15 protein-coding genes are annotated in these 17,276 nt (G+C 55.6%); 4 read left to right on the top strand and 11 right to left on the bottom strand.

The features are described from left to right. Positions 1–117 precede the first annotated feature (117 nt). The 3 genes from crl to gpt form a co-directional block, all read right to left on the bottom strand. Positions 118–516 (bottom strand): sigma factor-binding protein Crl, encoded by a 399-nt coding sequence (gene crl / locus RTX30_RS08470; protein WP_312688853.1) that lies wholly within the window; start codon positions 514–516, stop codon positions 118–120. Between the two features lie 57 nt (positions 517–573). Then, positions 574–1,818: an esterase FrsA gene (frsA, locus tag RTX30_RS08465; protein WP_312688851.1), complete on the bottom strand. Its 1,245-nt coding sequence runs from the start codon at positions 1,816–1,818 to the stop codon at positions 574–576. Positions 1,819–1,926: 108 nt separating this feature from the next. After that, a complete protein-coding gene (gene gpt / locus RTX30_RS08460; RefSeq protein WP_214602298.1) occupies positions 1,927–2,385 on the bottom strand; it encodes a xanthine phosphoribosyltransferase in 459 nt (152 codons plus the stop codon). A 259-nt stretch (positions 2,386–2,644) separates the two neighbouring features. On the opposite strand from gpt, the gene pepD reads away from it, so the two are divergent. Further along, complete coding sequence (gene pepD, locus RTX30_RS08455) at positions 2,645–4,102, top strand: cytosol nonspecific dipeptidase (protein ID WP_312688849.1); 1,458 nt, start codon at positions 2,645–2,647, stop codon at positions 4,100–4,102. 42 nt (positions 4,103–4,144) lie between these two features. Here the strand turns inward: pepD and prfH are convergent, their stop codons facing one another. The 3 genes from prfH to dinB form a co-directional block, all read right to left on the bottom strand. Beyond that, entirely contained in the window at positions 4,145–4,759 is a 615-nt protein-coding gene (gene prfH, locus RTX30_RS08450; protein ID WP_312688848.1) for a peptide chain release factor H, read from the bottom strand. Continuing rightward, positions 4,756–5,895, bottom strand: a complete 1,140-nt coding sequence (locus tag RTX30_RS08445; RefSeq protein WP_312688847.1) for an RNA ligase RtcB family protein — start codon at positions 5,893–5,895, stop codon at positions 4,756–4,758. Before RTX30_RS08445 ends, prfH begins: the two co-directional genes overlap by 4 nt. Positions 5,896–6,103: 208 nt before the next feature. Next, positions 6,104–7,159 (bottom strand): DNA polymerase IV, encoded by a 1,056-nt coding sequence (gene dinB, locus RTX30_RS08440; protein WP_312688845.1) that lies wholly within the window; start codon positions 7,157–7,159, stop codon positions 6,104–6,106. 481 nt (positions 7,160–7,640) lie between these two features. Here dinB and dpaA point away from each other — a divergent pair, with 481 nt between their 5' ends. Then, a complete protein-coding gene (gene dpaA, locus RTX30_RS08435) occupies positions 7,641–8,378 on the top strand; it encodes a peptidoglycan meso-diaminopimelic acid protein amidase (protein WP_312688843.1) in 738 nt (245 codons plus the stop codon). Here dpaA and RTX30_RS08430 read toward each other — a convergent pair. Both RTX30_RS08430 and lpcA read right to left on the bottom strand, forming a co-directional pair. After that, positions 8,349–9,116 carry a class II glutamine amidotransferase gene (locus RTX30_RS08430; protein ID WP_312688841.1) on the bottom strand — a complete coding sequence of 256 codons (768 nt, stop codon included), beginning with the start codon at positions 9,114–9,116 and terminating at the stop codon, positions 8,349–8,351. The genes dpaA and RTX30_RS08430 overlap by 30 nt on opposite strands. A gap of 152 nt (positions 9,117–9,268) precedes the next feature. After that, on the bottom strand, positions 9,269–9,850 hold the full coding sequence (lpcA, locus tag RTX30_RS08425; protein WP_312688839.1) for a D-sedoheptulose 7-phosphate isomerase: 582 nt from the start codon (positions 9,848–9,850) through the stop codon (positions 9,269–9,271). A gap of 240 nt (positions 9,851–10,090) precedes the next feature. Here lpcA and fadE point away from each other — a divergent pair, with 240 nt between their 5' ends. Beyond that, on the top strand, positions 10,091–12,538 hold the full coding sequence (gene fadE, locus RTX30_RS08420) for an acyl-CoA dehydrogenase FadE (protein WP_312688837.1): 2,448 nt from the start codon (positions 10,091–10,093) through the stop codon (positions 12,536–12,538). Between the two features lie 118 nt (positions 12,539–12,656). Beyond that, positions 12,657–13,427: an amidohydrolase gene (locus RTX30_RS08415; RefSeq protein ID WP_312688835.1), complete on the top strand. Its 771-nt coding sequence runs from the start codon at positions 12,657–12,659 to the stop codon at positions 13,425–13,427. A 179-nt stretch (positions 13,428–13,606) separates the two neighbouring features. Here the strand turns inward: RTX30_RS08415 and hpxK are convergent, their stop codons facing one another. The 3 genes from hpxK to RTX30_RS08400 all read right to left on the bottom strand — a co-directional run bounded on the left by hpxK (position 13,607) and on the right by RTX30_RS08400 (position 17,159). Next, positions 13,607–14,878, bottom strand: a complete 1,272-nt coding sequence (hpxK, locus tag RTX30_RS08410; RefSeq protein WP_312688834.1) for an allantoate amidohydrolase — start codon at positions 14,876–14,878, stop codon at positions 13,607–13,609. Continuing rightward, complete coding sequence (locus RTX30_RS08405; protein ID WP_312688832.1) at positions 14,875–16,116, bottom strand: alanine--glyoxylate aminotransferase family protein; 1,242 nt, start codon at positions 16,114–16,116, stop codon at positions 14,875–14,877. The genes hpxK and RTX30_RS08405 overlap by 4 nt, the downstream gene beginning before the upstream one ends. A gap of 203 nt (positions 16,117–16,319) precedes the next feature. Beyond that, on the bottom strand, positions 16,320–17,159 hold the full coding sequence (locus RTX30_RS08400) for a MurR/RpiR family transcriptional regulator (protein WP_312688830.1): 840 nt from the start codon (positions 17,157–17,159) through the stop codon (positions 16,320–16,322). Positions 17,160–17,276 lie beyond the last annotated feature (117 nt).

The raw sequence follows: 17,276 nt of genomic DNA, 5'->3' as shown, positions 1-17,276 counted from the left end.
GTTATATGGCATGCCCTCCGTTGAGGGCATGTTTTTATCCTGATTGAGGAAAACACTGGACGATGCCAGTGCAGGCCCGATACGCGAGATGCGATCGGGCTTTTTTTATCGGGGGCGTTACGCGGGGAGTTTCAGAGACTCTTTGAAGTTGTCGGCAGGTTCCAGCTTAAGCTCAAGTGACGCCAGTAAGGTACGCGCACGCTCGTGAAAATCGCGCAGCGTTTGCTCCAGGCGGTCGAGGACTTCTTGATCCTTTATCGCTGTCGGTTTCCATTGACCCTCTTTATCAAAAAGGCCGAACTGATAGCGGTAAGTAAAACGGCTTTCCTGCGCTTCCATTTCCATCCACCAGCCCCAGAACTCACGCTTTTCGGGTGCGGGTTTAACGTTGACGCAAACAGCAAGGCAATCGAAGAAAAAACGGTTATCTTCGCACTGCTCTTCGCGGATATAAGGCCCAAGCGCAGTAAACTTCTTAATCAACCTGCTTTTCGGATGTCCACTCGGTAACGTCATTGCGATCTCCTTTTGTGAAGCAACTGTTTTACCAAATCAATAGAATTTATCAATCTATTAACGGAAATGATGGTTGATCCATCCGGTGATTTGCCGCAATGCGCTGTCAAAATTGCGATACACCGGCTTAAACGGGATCTCTAACAGCTTGCCATTGCTGGATGACGAGGTGATTAAGCGCGACTCCTCTTCCGGGCTAAAGGGATCATTCTGCCAGAAGCCGGACAGCATCGGCGTCGGGCAGCGGCGCCCGAGAAGCCCCTGCATTTTTAATGAATAACAGTTCAGTTCTACGCGGAGCGCTTCATCTGACGCATCATGCATGCCCAGGCGGCTGGCGAGAACATCAAGGTACATTTCCGGCACCCGGCTCTGACGCTGCGGCTCATTCAGCAGAGCGTGCACCACCGGCCCAAGACAGGCCACGGCTTTTAAGCGCGGCGCTTCCAGGTACGCCAGGCGTACCGCCACATTCGCGCCAAAACGAAAACCAAATGCCGCAACTCGGGTATGGTCAACCCACGGAATGTTCGGCAGGGCTTTGAGAACATGCTGGTGCAGCAGGCTGGAGTCCTGCGTCAGCTTCCATTTTGAAGAGAAGCCCACCGAGGGCATATCCAGTGTCAGCATTGCCATGCCCTGCGGGGCGAAATAGCGTTCAAACAGGGTGTAATAGTCGCTTTGCAGGCTATCCAGCCCGCCACACATTAGCACGGTGGGGAAAGGGCCCTCACCCGGCGGCATATGTAAGAACCCGGTCACTGGCGAACCACCCGGAATGGCGAACTCCATCTCTTTGATCGATCCTGGCAAACGCTGCGCCGCTTCTTCGTAGGCGCGGTTCGCCAGCGCCTGTGCCTGTTCGGCCAGCGTATCGCCCTTGATGTGCGGGTAGGCGGCAATGCTGTACAGACTGGAAGCATGCAACCAGTGGCGACCGCTCAGCTCCGCCGTCTGCTCCTGCATCGCTTTTTGTTGCCACTGCATCGCCTGTACTGACCATTCGTAGATCCAGTTGCCATTACGGTAACCGACCACCGTATCGTACAGTTCCGGATCGGTGCGTTCCGCCCCGGCCATTACAATGCGTGCCTGAACTTCGAGGATTTCGCGGGCATCAATGCCGCGCCAGATCCACATCAGCCGGTTGAGCATGCGATACCAGTGCGGCACGTTTTTGCCATCCAGCGCGGATTGCATCTGCGGCTGCGCGCCAGAATTAAAACGACGCACCAGCGTCGACGTTTCCGGATGCTTAAAACGGGGTTTGAACAGCGTCTCGCTGAGGTTTGACTGGGACATAGCGCGCAGCCTCCATGTATCTATCACCGGAGGTTATTGTAACCTGTTGCGCCTTAAAATGAACAACGCCCGGCAAAACCGGGCGTTGAAAGAAATGCAGATGAAGCCTCAGCGGCTGCTGATCGGCGGGACGAAGACAACGCCCATATCCCACGGCTGCTCAATCCAGGTATCCTGCGGGATATCAATAACATAATCGTCGACCAGCGGGCGACCAGCCGGTTTAGCGAAAATGGTAACGAAGTGGGCTTTTGGATACATCTCGCGGATTGCAACCGCCGTGCCGCCCGTGTCCACCAGATCGTCGATAACGATAAAGCCTTCACCGTCGCCTTCCGCGCGTTTCAGCACTTTCAGCTCACGCTGGTTATCGTGGTCATAGCTGGAGATGCAAACGGTATCAACATGACGAATGCCCAGCTCACGCGCCAGCAATGCGCCTGGCACCAGACCGCCACGGCTAACGGCGATAATGCCTTTCCATTGTTCAGAAGGCATCAATCGGGCGGCAAGTTTGCGTGCGTGGATCTGCAACATGTCCCAGGTGACGACGTATTTTTCGCTCATGTGAAGTGTCCCAGCCTGTGTTTTATGGCTTAAAAAGTATTCTAGGGGGAAATAGGTTGCGCGAGATTATAGAGATCTGAAGCGCTAAAAACCAGTGTTACCCGGCATTGCAGGTGCTTTTTACATGTTCCTGTGCTCGTAAACAGGCAATAAGTGTTATTCTCAACGCCATCTCGCAAGGCTGTCTTGCGATGCTCGTTAATTTAACCCTGTGGCCTGCAAGGTAATGTTTCGCAGGCGCTTCGTAAGGAGACTCATTGTGTCTGAATTGTCTCAACTATCTCCGCAACCGCTGTGGGATATTTTTGCCAAAATTTGTTCCATTCCTCACCCCTCCTACCATGAAGAACAACTGGCCGAACACATTATGGGCTGGGCGAAGGAAAAAGGGTTTCATGCAGAGCGCGACCAGGTTGGCAATATTCTGATCCGTAAACCGGCAACGACCGGCATGGAAAACCGCAAACCGGTGGTACTGCAGGCGCACCTGGACATGGTGCCGCAGAAGAATAACGACACGGTGCATGATTTCACCAAAGATCCGATCCTGCCGTATGTCGACGGCGAGTGGGTTAAAGCGCGCGGCACCACACTGGGTGCGGATAACGGCATCGGTATGGCGTCTGCACTGGCAGTACTGGCAGATGACCGCGTTGAACACGGCCCGCTGGAAGTGTTGCTGACCATGACTGAAGAAGCCGGCATGGATGGCGCATTCGGTTTGCAGGCTGGCTGGTTGCAGGCCGACATTCTGATTAACACCGATTCCGAAGAAGAAGGTGAAATCTACATGGGTTGCGCAGGCGGTATCGATTTTATCACCCACCTGCCGTTAACCCGCGAAGCTGTTCCGGCGGGCTTTGAAACCTTTAAGCTAACGCTGAAAGGCCTGAAAGGCGGCCACTCCGGCGCTGAGATCCATGTCGGTTTGGGCAACGCCAATAAACTGCTGGTCCGCTTCCTCGCCGCGCATGCCCAGGAACTGGATTTGCGTCTGCTCGATTTCACCGGCGGCACCCTGCGTAACGCCATCCCGCGTGAAGCGATTGCCACCGTGGCCGTACCGGCAGACAAAGCCGCACAGCTGAAAACACTGGCAAACGACTATCTGGCAATCCTGAAAAACGAGCTGGAGATGAAAGAGAAGAACCTGACCGTTCTGCTCGACAGCACCACCAGCGACAAAGCCGCGCTGACCACCGCCTCCCGCGATACGTTTGTACGTCTGCTGAATGCGACGCCAAACGGTGTGATCCGTAACTCCGATGTCGCCAAAGGCGTGGTCGAAACATCACTTAACGTCGGCGTTGTAACGCTGCAGGATGACCACGCAGAGATCGTCTGCCTGATCCGTTCTCTGGTCGATAGTGGAAAAGAGTACGTGGTGAGCATGCTGGAGTCACTCGGCGCGCTGGCTGGAGCCACGACCCATCCGAAAGGCGGCTACCCTGGCTGGCAGCCAGATGCCCATTCGCCAGTGATGGCGCTGGTGCGTGAAACTTACCAGCGTCTGTTCAACAAGACCCCGAACATTCAGGTGATCCATGCCGGTCTGGAATGTGGTCTGTTCAAAAAACCGTATCCGGATATGGACATGGTTTCCATTGGGCCAACCATTACCGGGCCGCACTCGCCAGATGAGCAAGTGCATATCGAAAGCGTGGGCCACTACTGGACCCTGCTGACCGAACTGCTGAAAGCTATTCCGGCGAAGTAAGCGCCATGTCCGCGCCGCCCGGCGCGGACATTTCCTCACCCGTTATTGCGGTTTAAACGCCAGACCTTTAAACGTCCGCGTTGGGTTTCCCCGTTCAATCTGATGGTGAAACAGCCGCCGTTCAGATTTCATCGCCGCGCGCTCCTCCTCTTTTACCTGCTCCAGACGGTGCGCAATTAACAATGTCGCCAGCCGTTTATTGGCACGCTGGCTGCGCTCGGACTGCACTTTAACGCTAATGCCGCTGGCAATGTGCGTAGCACGCACGGCGGAATCGGTTTTATTCACGTGCTGCCCGCCTGGTCCGGACGATCGCAACGTTTCAAAACGGATCTCCCCCGCCAGCGACTGGCTTTGGGCGGTGAACGGCGCGACGCCAATAAACCAGTTTTTACGCGCGTGATGCGGGCGATACGGACTTTGGCAAATCCACTGCACCGTCCCACACCAGCGGGTACTGAGCGCCTGCTCATCATCGCCATCGAGCGATACCAGCACTGAACGGTAAGTCCCCTCGTTACGCCCGTGTTCTGTTTCCACCACATCCAGCGCCACGTTGTGCGCCTGCGCTTCAGCCATTAAGCGGGCTAACGCTTTGCCAACGGCCAGACAGCACTCGTCTGGCCCCTGCGCGGAAGAGAGTTGCAATAACATCATTCGCCTGCCTCCCCGCTCACTTTCACCGTTAGCACCGGGCGTAAACGCGCCACGGGAACCACCAGGCCGGCATCGGTCAGGCAGGCCATAACGCTGTCGATAGATTTATAAGCCTGCGGCGCTTCTTCATAAATCAACTGACGATCGCGGCAAATCACCCGGCTACCCAGACTGGTGCGTGACAGCTGCGCCGGGGAAAATTTGCCCGACAGGCGACCTTTACACTCGGTGCGCATCCATTTGCGCCCGGCACCGTGCGCCAGAGAGAAGAGGCTCTGTTCACTGATCAGCGGTTTGACCAGCCAACTGTAATCCCCACGTGAACCGGGGATCACCACCAGCCCCTGCCCGTCCGGCGTTGCGCCTTTGCGATGCAGCCAGCCGCTCTTGCCGCCAACGGTGCACGGCTCAACAAAGTTATGCGCCACATCCAGCACCGGTGTGCCATCGGCTTTGAGATGGCCGAGAATTCGCCGCGCAATCAGCGCGCGGTTGACGCGGGCAAAGTTCAGCGCGTCATGGTGTTCAGCCAGATAGTCGCGGGCCGCATCGCTGCCCTCTGCCAACCCGGCATGGGAGAATGCATCGACATGACGACGCAGGATCTCCTGACCAAGGCCACGCGAACCGCTATGCGCCAGTAACAGCAAATGCTGAATGTTAAACCCGCTCTGCGCGAAAAGGGCGCTATCCGCCACGCTGTCGACCTGTTGCAGCTCGGCAAAATGGTTGCCGCCGCCAATAGAGCCGAGCGCCGCGCGGTAAGGATGATCCTGCAACGCCGGCGGGACATATTCATCCAGCCATGCTGATGTCGCGGTATCGCCCAGTGTGCTCAGGCGTTTTTCGTATTTGTCGGCATTATATTTCCGCAGCGGCAGGTCGCTCTGCCACAATGTCATGCCGCAGCCAATATCGTTGCCCACCAGTGCCGGATAAAAACGACCGGTAGAGAAAAATGCCGCGCCAATCGGGTAACCGCGTCCAGGATGCAGATCCGGCATGCCAACAACTCGGGCCATACCCGGTAATGCTGCCGTCGTTTGAAGTTGCTGGATCGCTGAACCTTCGATCCAAAGATTTTCTGAAGCAATATACGAAATAGCGTCAGAGATATGACAAATAGAATTGCCCATATACCAATCCATATGTAGATAAATAAAAGGAATTGGCAGACGAAACCAGGGGCAATATTACAAAGAATTAATCCTGGAAAGGTCTGCAAAGAGAAATCAGGGCATGTTGTGTCATGGTGAACCTCCTTTGCAGTAAATAGGGAATGAATAAGCGCCCGAGATAATAAAGAAGCCGCTGATAAATAGCTACCATAAATTTTAGTAGTTTTTATAAGCCTAATACCAGTTGGCGCTCAAGTTGAGGATCGAGCAACGTCACATGTAAACCTACCAACCGCACGCCACGCCCGCCGCGCCTTTCATTCCAGGCCTGCTGAGCGGTTGCCAGTAAATCCTCTTTATTTAAACGCGGCCATACGTGCTCCTGGGTGGTAAGCTGGAAATCATTAAATTTCAATTTTACCCCCTGGCGGGCAATTAACAGATCGGGTTTAACTTTTGCCAGCCTTTTTTCCAGCTCCGGGTAAAGATGCTCAATAATTGCTTCGCACTCTTCCCAGTGGTGAATATCCTCAATGAGGGTACGTTCTACTCCAACAGATTTACGCAGTCGTTCGCTGCTAATTTCCCGCTCATCAATGCCCTGGCTGCGCTCCCATAATACGCGGCCAAATTTGCCAAAGCGTTTAAGCAGCAAGGCCAAATCGCTGTTCTGCACATCTGCACAGGTACGTAGCCCCATGCTTTCCAGCTTTGCGGCGGAGACTTTCCCCACGCCGGGGATTTTACTGAGCGATAGCGTGCGTAAAAATGCCGGCACTTCCGCCGGTGTAATGACATATTGCCCGTTGGGCTTGTTGAGATCGGAGGCGATTTTGGCGAGAAACTTCACCGGTGCTATGCCTGCTGAGGCGGTAAGTTGTGTTTCGTTAAAAATGGTCTGGCGGATCTCTTGCGCCATTAATGTCGCCGAACCGTGGCAGTGAGGACTGTCGGTAACGTCAAGGTAGGCTTCGTCCAGCGAGAGCGGTTCAATGCGTGAGGTGTAGCGGGAAAAGATATCGCGGATTTGATTCGAGGCTTCTTTGTAGGCGTCGAAACGGCCAGGCAGTAGCGTAAGGTGCGGGCAAAGTTTTAATGCCATCGCCGTTGGCATGGCGCTGCGCACGCCGAACTTACGTGCCGGGTAGTTGGCGGTGCTGATCACGCCACGCTGAACGCGGCTGCCGCCGATGGCAATTGGAATATCGCGCAGCGCCGGGTTGTCGCGCATTTCCACCGCCGCGAAAAAGCAGTCCATATCGACATGTATGATTTTGCGCATGCGTACGCCCTCAAAGAACACTGGATAAGTATACAGCACATTCAGGTTAAATGAGAAGCGAGCGCATAAGGTTGCGAAAAACAGACAGAAAAATCCCCCGTCGGCTGTTAATCCGGCGCTTTTAGGATCAAAATACGTCATCTGCAAACGGCAGCATAAACGACGCGGGCAGACTCGATCCCTCGCACTCCGCCCCATAACAGCCAACTCAGAACCAGCGTGAAGGTGAAGGGTATACACAAAATCATTCGCGCTGTGTCGCGGCGGCAAGCATGAGCATCCCCGTGAGCTTACATAATTAAGTGACCGGGGTGGGAAGGCGCAGCCAACAAAGAGACAGCGTGAAGGATGAAGTGTATTGGGGCTTGCGAAAAAATGCCGTAATGCTAATGTGGGCGCTCCAAAACAGAATAGTCTGAATTTTGGGCTTCCTTTGCCGTCCTGGCAATGTGGTATTCGCTTTATCAAGGAAACAAGTAGTATGCGCAAAATCGCATTATTTATTGCGATGCTTCTGATGCCGTGCGTCTCGTTTGCCGGGCTGGTAAGCAGCAATGGTTCAGTCACGCCGGTCAGCAAAGAATTCAAGCAGCAACTGATGGGGTCGCCGGTTTATATCCAAATCTTCAAAGAAGAGCGCACCCTTGATCTCTACGTCAAAATGGGCGAGCAGTACCAGCTCCTCGACAGCTACAAGATTTGCAATTACTCAGGCGGGTTAGGCCCCAAACAGCGCCAGGGTGATTTCAAAAGCCCGGAAGGTTTTTACTCTGTGCAGCGCAACCAGCTCAAGCCGGACAGCCGCTTCTATAAAGCTATTAATATTGGCTTTCCGAACAATTATGACCGCGCTCACGGCTACGAAGGCAAGTATCTGATGATCCACGGTGCATGCGTCTCGATTGGCTGCTACGCCATGACCGACTCCAACATTGACGAGATTTTCCAGTTTGTCACTGCCGCGCTGGTCTTCGGTCAGCCTAATGTTCAGCTGAGTATTTACCCGTTCCGCATGACCGACGCTAACATGCAGCGTCATAAGTACTCAACGTATGCGGATTTCTGGAAGCAACTTAAGCCTGGCTATGACTATTTCGCCGCCACCCACCAACCGCCGGTCGTTTCGGTTGTGGATGGTCGCTACGTGGTTAGCAAGCCGCTGAACACCTCTGCTCAGCCGCAACTGGCATCAAACTACACGCTCCCCCAGGCAAAATAACGCCCACTCGCCTGGCATGATCTTGTGCCAGGTTTCATTGCCAGTGAGCGGCTGAGTAGCAATCACGGTTACCACATCATTGGGTGTGGTTTCCCGCTGAAAATCAATCTCCACATCCTGATCCAATAACTTCGCCACACCAAACGGCGCGCGACGCGTGATCCAAAAAAGGTTGGTCGAGCAGAATGCCATGACATAACGCCCGTCCGACAACAGCATGTTAAACACGCCTTTCTTACGCAGTTCCACGGCCAGCTCAGCAATAAACTTAAACACCGCTGTCATATTGCCTGGCGTGCGCGGATAGCGCTGCGTGAGCTTATGTAACAGCCAGCAGAACGCTTTCTCGCTGTCGGTTTCACCCACCGGGCGGAAATTGCCCGTTTCCAGCGTCTTATAACCCGTAAGCTGCCCGTTGTGCGCGTAGGTCCAGTTACGCCCCCACAGCTCGCGGGTAAAAGGATGGGTATTTTCGAGGGCCACTTCTCCCCGGTTAGCCTGCCGAATATGGGCCACCACGGAACAGGATTTAATCGGATAGTCCTGCACCAGCCTGGCAATGGGGGAGTTAAAACTGGGTTGCGGATCTTTAAATGTGCGGCAGCCTTTGCCTTCGTAGAAGGTAATGCCCCAGCCGTCCTTATGCGGCCCGGTGCCGCCGCCACGCTGAACAAGCCCGGTGAAACTAAAGCAGATATCGGTTGGCACATTGGCGCTCATACCGAGCAGTTCGCACATACATCCCCCCACATAGCGCCATTACCAGAGAAGGCGAAATTGTTGCAGTCAGTTGGACACGGACAGCGCACTGAAACCGGAGCGTACATGCAGTACATGAGGGTTTCGGACACTGCCCGTGGTCAAAACGGCAAATAAAATAGCCTTTTAAATTAGCCTTTTACCATCTCTTTTTCGATCAACTGAATCAGGATATGGATAACTTTAATATGGATTTCCTGAATACGATCGGCATAACCGAAATGCGGTACACGAATTTCAATGTCCGCCGTGCCGGCCATTTTGCCGCCGTCTTTACCGGTCAGAGTGATCACTTTCATCCCTTTCTCGCGCGCGGCGGCAATCGCTTTGATCACGTTACCAGAGTTACCGGAAGTGGAGATGCCCAGCAGCACGTCACCTTCACGGCCGACGGCTTCAACATAGCGCGAGAAGACATAATCGTAACCAAAATCATTGCTGACGCACGAGAGATGGCTGACATCCGAAATCGCAATCGCCGGGTAGCCCGGACGGTTCTCGCGATAGCGCCCGGTCAGCTCTTCGGCAAAGTGCATGGCATCGCAATGCGAGCCGCCGTTACCACAGGACAACACCTTACCACCGGCTTTGAAACTGTCTGCCAGCAAGACCGCCGCGCGCTGAATAGCGTGAATATTGGCATCATCTTTCAAAAAGTTCGCCAGCGTTTCCGCCGCTTCATTCAGTTCGTTACGAATCAGATCCTGGTACATGAGGATATCCTTCAGCATAAATGTAAATAACACCGGCAAGTTTACCGGATAGCGTGCCGGGCGAGAAGCTAAAGCCTTACACCGAACCGGGCGTTTTTCGTTATCCGTGCGCAAATTGCCTTCAACAATGTGAACCAGGTTGTAATTATTTTGTAAACACATTGATAAAAGAATTCGCTTCCACTACAACCATATCATCACAAGTGGTCAGACCTCCTACAAGACAGGGAGCTTTTTTCTATGATGATTTTGAGCCTTATCGCAACGGTTGTACTGCTCGGGGTGCTGTTTTACCACCGGGTTAATTTGCTGCTCAGCAGCCTGATTTTACTGGCGTGGACCGCCGCGCTGGGCCTCTCTGGCCTGTGGTCGCTTTGGGTTCTGCTGCCACTGGCGATCATACTGGTACCGTTTAATTTGCCGCCGATGCGCAAAGCGCTGATTTCTGTTCCGGTATTCCGCGGCTTCCGCAAAGTGATGCCGCCCATGTCGCGCACAGAAAAAGAAGCCATCGACGCTGGCACCACCTGGTGGGAAGGCGACCTGTTCCGCGGCAATCCGGACTGGAAAAAACTGCACAACTATCCCCAGCCGCGCCTGACCGCCGAAGAACAGGCGTTTCTTGATGGCCCGGTCGAAGAAGCCTGCCGCATGGCGAATGACTTCCAGATCACGCATGAAATGGCCGATCTGCCGCCGGAATTGTGGGCGTACTTAAAAGAGCATCGTTTCTTTGCGATGATCATCAAAAAAGAGTACGGCGGTCTTGAGTTTTCGGCCTATGCCCAGGCACGCGTGCTGCAAAAACTCGCAGGCGTTTCCGGCATTCTGGCCATCACCGTCGGCGTTCCCAACTCCTTAGGCCCAGGCGAACTGCTGCAACACTACGGTACAGAGGCGCAGAAAGATCACTACCTGCCGCGTCTGGCGCGTGGTCTGGAAATCCCATGCTTTGCACTCACCAGCCCGGAAGCGGGCTCTGATGCAGGTGCCATTCCGGATACCGGAGTGGTTTGTATGGGCGACTGGCAGGGCGAGCAGGTGCTCGGTATGCGCCTGACCTGGAACAAACGTTATATCACGCTGGCGCCGATTGCGACCGTGCTTGGCCTGGCGTTCAAACTCTCCGATCCGGATAAATTACTGGGCGGCGATGAAGAACTGGGTATCACCTGTGCGCTGATCCCAACCACCACACCCGGTGTGGAAATTGGCCGCCGCCACTTCCCGCTGAACGTACCGTTCCAGAATGGTCCGACCCGTGGTAACGATATTTTTGTACCGATTGATTACATTATTGGCGGGCCAAAAATGGCCGGTCAGGGCTGGCGTATGCTGGTGGAATGTCTGTCTGTTGGCCGTGGGATCACCCTGCCGTCCAACTCCACCGGCGGGGTGAAATCGGTCGCAATGGGTATTGGTGCTTATGCCCACATTCGCCGACAGTTCAAAGTCTCTATCGGTAAAATGGAAGGGATTGAAGAGCCATTAGCCCGCATTGGCGGTAACGCCTATGTGATGGACGCCGCAGCGTCACTTATCACCTACGGCATTATGCTCGGCGAAAAACCGGCGGTGTTGTCGGCGATTGTTAAATATCACTGCACCCACCGTGGTCAGCAGTCCATCATCGATGCGATGGATATTGCTGGCGGTAAAGGCATTATGCTCGGCGAGAGCAACTTCCTTGCCCGGTCTTACCAGGGTGCGCCGATTGCCATCACCGTGGAAGGGGCTAACATCCTGACCCGTACCATGATGATCTTCGGTCAGGGCGCCATTCGCTGCCATCCGTATGTCCTGGATGAGATGGCCGCCGCACAAAATAACGATGCGGATGCCTTTGATAAACTGCTGTTCAAACACATTGGTCACGTGGGCAGCAACACCGTCCGCAGCTTCTGGCTGGGCCTGACACGCGGTTTAACCAGCGCAACGCCAACCCGCGATGCCACAAAACGTTATTACCAGCATCTGAACCGCCTGAGCGCCAACCTTGCGCTGCTCTCAGATATGTCGATGGCGGTGCTCGGCGGCAGCCTGAAACGCCGCGAACGTATCTCTGCACGCCTGGGAGATGTGTTAAGCCAGCTTTACCTCGCCTCGGCTGTACTGAAACGTTACGACGATGAAGGACGCCAGGAAGCGGATCTGCCGCTGGTTCACTGGGGCGTGCAGGACGCGCTTCATCAGGCAGAGCAGGCGATGAGCGATCTGCTGGACAACTTCCCTAACCGCTTTGTTGCTGGCGCGCTGAGCGTAATGATCTTCCCGACGGGTCGTCACTATCTGGCGCCGTCCGATAAGCTGGATCATAAAGTCGCGAAGATCCTGCAAACCCCAAGCGCAACCCGTTCGCGTATTGGCCGCGGCCAGTACCTGACCGCCAGCGCGCATAACCCGGTCGGTCTGCTGGAAGAAGCGTTGCTGGACGTGATGGCTGCCGATCCGATTCACCAACGCGTCTGCAAAGAGCTGGGGAAAAACCTGCCCTTCACGCGTCTCGATGACCTGGCACAACAGGCACTGGCGGCCGGGCTTATCAACCAGGATGAAGCCGCACTGCTGATAAAAGCGGAGGCCAGCCGTCTGCGCAGCATCAATGTCGATGACTTCGAGGCCGATGCCCTGGCGACCCAACCGGTGGTAAAAGCGCCGGAAAAGGTGCGCAAGGTGGAAGCAGCCTGATATTGCCACCTCCCGCGCACCCGCGTTAACCCTTCTGCCAAAACCCGCTTATCGCGGGTTTTTTCTCTTTCTTGCCATGCTACAGTGTGAAAATGCTGTCTTACGGGGAGTCGACACTGTGCCGGGTTTAAAAATTACGCTGTTACAACAACCGTTAGTCTGGATGGACGGGCCAGCCAATCTGCGCCATTTTGACATCCAGTTGGAAGAGGTCACCGGGCGCGATGTGATTGTGTTACCCGAAATGTTCACCACCGGCTTTGCGATGGAAGCGGCTAAACAGTCGATGCCAGAGGAAGACGTGGTGGCGTGGATGCAGGAGAAAGCCCGCCAGACCAATGCGCTGGTTGCCGGCAGCGCCGCATTGCAAACCGGGCGTGGGGCGGTGAACCGCTTTTTACTGGTGGAGCCGGAAGGCAAGGTGCACTTCTACGATAAACGCCACTTATTCCGCATGGCGGATGAGCACCATCACTATGAAGCCGGTCACGAGCGGGTGGTGTTTGAGTGGCGCGGCTGGCGTATTCTGCCGCTGGTTTGTTATGACCTGCGCTTCCCGGTGTGGTCGCGCAATCGCAACGATTATGATCTGCTCTTGTACGTTGCCAACTGGCCCGCGCCGCGATCGCTGCACTGGCAATCGCTGCTGGTGGCGCGCGCCATCGAAAACCTCGCATGGGTGGCAGGCTGCAACCGCGTCGGCACTGACGGCAATGGCCACCACTATCGCGGCGACAGCCGGGTCATCAGCCCACAGGGCGAAATCATCGCCACCGCCGAGCCGCACCTGGCCACTCGCATTGACGCTGAATTGTCATTAAGCGCGCTCAATGACTACCGCGAGAAGTTCCCCGCCTGGCAGGACGCCGATCCGTTTACGCTTGGGTAAACCTGTCTTGCATATTCCCCTCTCCCCTGCGGGAAAAGGGGCCTTAACTGGACTGCAACGGCCCGAGAGGGCCTTAGGTGATGATGCGCATTACGCCTAATGCGCTGCGCAGGAAAAGGCGGTACCTTGCGCAGCCATTGCAGGACAGAGCGCGGCAGGTAACTGTCTCCATTACTCTGCTACCCCGGTTGCCTTATCTCGTCACACATCAGTATGCGCCGTTGCACAACATGGCTCATGGCCTGGAGAGCCTGCGCAACATCGCTTGCCACTACGCGCTCTGCCGGATGGTGACTGATCCCTTTTTCACAGCGCACAAACAGCATTGCCGATGGCCAGCGTTCAGCTATAGCAATGGCATCGTGGCCCGCACCGCTTGGCAACTGTAGCGCCCTTCCCTGCACTTTCTGCACCGCGTCGGCCAGTTGTGAACGCAGTAATGCGTCGCAAGGGGTTGCGGCAATAGTGTAAAAAATATCATGGCTGAAACTCAGCCCGCGCCGGGCGGCAATCTCGTTTGCCTGGCTTAGTAAACGATCCAGTAGCGCGTCACGTTGCTCATCATGCGGGCTGCGAATATCGAGCGTCAGCGTCACACTCCCAGGGATAACGTTTACCGCGCCAGGTTCGCACTGCAGCGTGCCGACAGTGGCCACCAGTTCCGGCCCGGCTTGCTGTGCGGCCTGTTCAATAAACGCTATCCACTGGGCGGCGGCAGCAAGCGCATCGCGGCGATGGCGCATAGGAACTGTTCCGGCATGCCCGGCTTCACCCGTAAAACGGCAGGTCAGGCGACGCGCGCCATTGATAGCCGTAACCACCCCCATCGCCAGCTCTTCCTGCTCCAGTACGGGGCCTTGTTCAATATGCAGCTCCAGGTAAGCCGAAAAATCCGCCTGCGGGCGCGCGGCTTCGGCAATACGCGATGCATCCAGCCCGACATTCGCCAGCGCCTGCGCCACCGTGATCCCCCGGGCATCTTCACAATCCAGCCAGTGCGCGGGCCAGCTCCCGGTCAGGCCGCGGCTGCCGAGCAAAGTGATATTAAAACGCGTACCTTCTTCATCAGCAAAGCCCACGATTTCAATCGCCTGGCTGCCACGCAGGTTCGCCTGGTGTAACCCGTCGACAATTTCTATGGCCGTTAATACGCCGAGCATGCCGTCATAACGCCCGGCATTACGCACGGTATCCAGGTGTGAGCCCAGCAGTATTGCCTGAGCCCCCTCCTGCGCCGCTTCATAGCGCCCGCAAACGTTGCCCACAGCATCCTGCCAGGTCTGCATGCCTGCCTGCTGCATCCACTCTGCAACCTGTGCATTAGCCTGCATATGCTCCGGCGACAAATAAACTCGGGTTAACTGATCCGGGGTTTCGCTGATGTGCGCCAGAATGTCGCAACGCGCCAGCACCCGCTGCGCCGCGCGCGCGGCCTGCTCTGCGGTCATCATCCTATTGCTCCGTCGTAGATATCCCACGCCGCCTGCATCCCGGCGCCCTGAACGGTGCGGAACCCTAAACGGTTGAGTACCGCTTCCAGCGCGGTCAGGGTTTGTAATACGCAATCTTTGCGCGCGTTATACCCCATGGTGCCAATGCGCCAGATCTTGCCCTGTAACGGGCCAAACGAGGTGCCAATCTCAATATGGAAATCCTCAAGCAGGCGTTTACGCACTTCCTCACCGTGCACTTCGCGGGGGATCACGACCCCAAGCACATTATTCATTTTGTGTTTGATGTCGCCAAACACGGCCAGCCCCATCCCCTGGATCCCCGCCAGTAAAGCGCGCCCGTGCAACGCATGGCGGGCAATGAGATTCTCCATGCCCTCTTCCAACATAATGCGCGCGCATTCGCGGGCGGCGAACAGCATGCTGGTGGCTTCAGTGTGATGATTCAGGCGCTCCGGCCCCCAATAATCCATCACCATGCCGAGATCGAAATAGTTGGAGTAGACCATCTCGTCAGCACCGTCCTGATGAGCATCGGTACGGATACCCTGCTCGACACATTTGCGCGCGCGGATCACCGCTTCCATCGCCGGGCTTAAGGTGACAGGCGCGCTGCCGGAGGGGCCGCCAAGGCATTTCTGCAACCCGGCGGAGACGGCATCCAGGCCCCAGGCATCGCTTTCCAGCACGTTGCCTCCCAGTGATGCTGTCGCGTCGGTATAAAACAGCACCCCGTGTCGGCGGCAAATCTCCCCCAGTTCTGCCAGCGGTTGCAACATGGTGGTGGAGGTATCGCCTTGCACGGTCAGTAACAAACGCGGTTTCACCCTCGCGATGGCGTCTTCAATCTGATCCGGCGTAAATACCTCACCCCAGGGGGCGTCAATAGTGTGCACCTCGGCACGGCAGCGGCGGGCAATTTCACACAGTAAATGCCCAAAGCGGCCAAAAACCGGTACCAACACTTTATCTCCAGGGCGTATGGCAGACACCAGAATCGCCTCAATACCCGCGCGGGATGTGCCATCTACCAACATCGTCCAGCGGTTCTGGGTACGAAATACGCCGCGATAGAGCGCCATTACCTCCTGCATATACCCGGTCATGACCGGATCGTATTGCCCCACCAGTTGGCTCGCCATCGCACGCAGCACGCGCGGATCGGCATTGATAGGCCCCGGCCCCATTAACAAGCGCTGAGGTGGATTGATTTGCGGGAACTGCGGGTAATCGAACATGGGCGCATCCTTTGGTGTGCAATCACACAGACGATGAAACGAAAGATTCTTTAAGTTTATTTCTGCAACTAATGTGCCATAGACAATTACGCAGCACCAGCACCTGCAAGCGCAGAAAGAGTGGGAGTAAAAGGAAACCTGTCGGGGCGAAGAACGCCCCGTTATACGTCAACGACATGGTGCAGACGCACTGTTTTAGTGCTTCAACGCTGTTCTAGTTCGTCCAGTTCATTGTACAGCGCAGCAATGTGATGGATCCGTTGCCGTCCTTCCGTCAGGGTGGTGTGCAACAAGGCATTCGCCAACAGATTGACCAGACTCATGGCACTGCTGTAGCTGTCGAAGGCTGAGACGCTGTCCAGCGGCAGACTAATATGCCAGCGGCACAGGGCTTTTATCGCCGTGGCCTGCGGTTCGCTGATCACCAGCAAGGGTACGCCCTGCTTATGCAGTGCTTCCAGCAGCGGTCGCACCACCCGTGGCCGACGACGAAAAGCCACCACCACCACCATATCGGCAGGGGTGATATCCACCAGCTCTTCTGCGAGGGTCTGCCCTGGCTGCGGCACAATCAGCACCTGGCCACGGCTTTGCAGTAACTGCTGGCGCAGGTGCAGCGCCACCGGCGCACTGTTGCGCAGACCAATAATCACGATCCTTTTCGCCTGCGCCAGCGCGTCGATCACCGCGTTAAACTGCCCGCTATCCAGCGCGTTTACCCACTGCGTCAGGTTCGCCATTTCCTGCTTATAGTGACGCGCCAGCAGGGTATTGCCCTGTACAGCGTCGCGGTTTTCCGTTAACGGCATACCGCTCTGGCGCAACGTGCGCAGCTCATCGCGCATCACTTTAAACCGATCGTAACCCAGCCGCTTGAACAGGCGGCTAACCGTGGCCTTTGACACCCCGCTCAGCCGCGCCAGCTCGGCACTGTTATAACTCACCAGATCGTCAAAATGATCGATAATAAACGAGGCAACCCGTTGTTCCTGGGGCGAAAGCTGGTCATAGCACGCCCGCAGTCGTTCATCCAGCTGCTGCATAGCTTCTCCTGCAACTTTTGTTTCACGATAAGCTGACACAGTGAAACACATGTCGTCAATCTGGAACGCCTCTTGCTTACGCTTTCCCACTTACCGGAAGAAACAGGAAGCGTAACG

Origin of the sequence: Kosakonia sp., assembly GCF_032052965.1 — a bacterium.
GTDB lineage: Bacteria > Pseudomonadota > Gammaproteobacteria > Enterobacterales > Enterobacteriaceae > Kosakonia.
The sequence above is the reverse complement of the archived record's forward strand: the minus strand, read 5'-3'. Positions and strand labels throughout refer to the sequence as shown.

Coding starts and splice junctions, on each gene's coding strand:
- crl (WP_312688853.1), bottom strand. CDS start 516: ATGACGTTACCGAGTGGACATCCGAAAAGCAGGTTGATTAAGAAGTTT.
- frsA (WP_312688851.1), bottom strand. CDS start 1,818: ATGTCCCAGTCAAACCTCAGCGAGACGCTGTTCAAACCCCGTTTTAAG.
- gpt (WP_214602298.1), bottom strand. CDS start 2,385: ATGAGCGAAAAATACGTCGTCACCTGGGACATGTTGCAGATCCACGCA.
- prfH (WP_312688848.1), bottom strand. CDS start 4,759: ATGATGTTATTGCAACTCTCTTCCGCGCAGGGGCCAGACGAGTGCTGT.
- RTX30_RS08445 (WP_312688847.1), bottom strand. CDS start 5,895: ATGGGCAATTCTATTTGTCATATCTCTGACGCTATTTCGTATATTGCT.
- dinB (WP_312688845.1), bottom strand. CDS start 7,159: ATGCGCAAAATCATACATGTCGATATGGACTGCTTTTTCGCGGCGGTG.
- dpaA (WP_312688843.1), top strand. CDS start 7,641: ATGCGCAAAATCGCATTATTTATTGCGATGCTTCTGATGCCGTGCGTC.
- RTX30_RS08430 (WP_312688841.1), bottom strand. CDS start 9,116: ATGTGCGAACTGCTCGGTATGAGCGCCAATGTGCCAACCGATATCTGC.
- lpcA (WP_312688839.1), bottom strand. CDS start 9,850: ATGTACCAGGATCTGATTCGTAACGAACTGAATGAAGCGGCGGAAACG.
- fadE (WP_312688837.1), top strand. CDS start 10,091: ATGATGATTTTGAGCCTTATCGCAACGGTTGTACTGCTCGGGGTGCTG.
- hpxK (WP_312688834.1), bottom strand. CDS start 14,878: ATGATGACCGCAGAGCAGGCCGCGCGCGCGGCGCAGCGGGTGCTGGCG.
- RTX30_RS08405 (WP_312688832.1), bottom strand. CDS start 16,116: ATGTTCGATTACCCGCAGTTCCCGCAAATCAATCCACCTCAGCGCTTG.
- RTX30_RS08400 (WP_312688830.1), bottom strand. CDS start 17,159: ATGCAGCAGCTGGATGAACGACTGCGGGCGTGCTATGACCAGCTTTCG.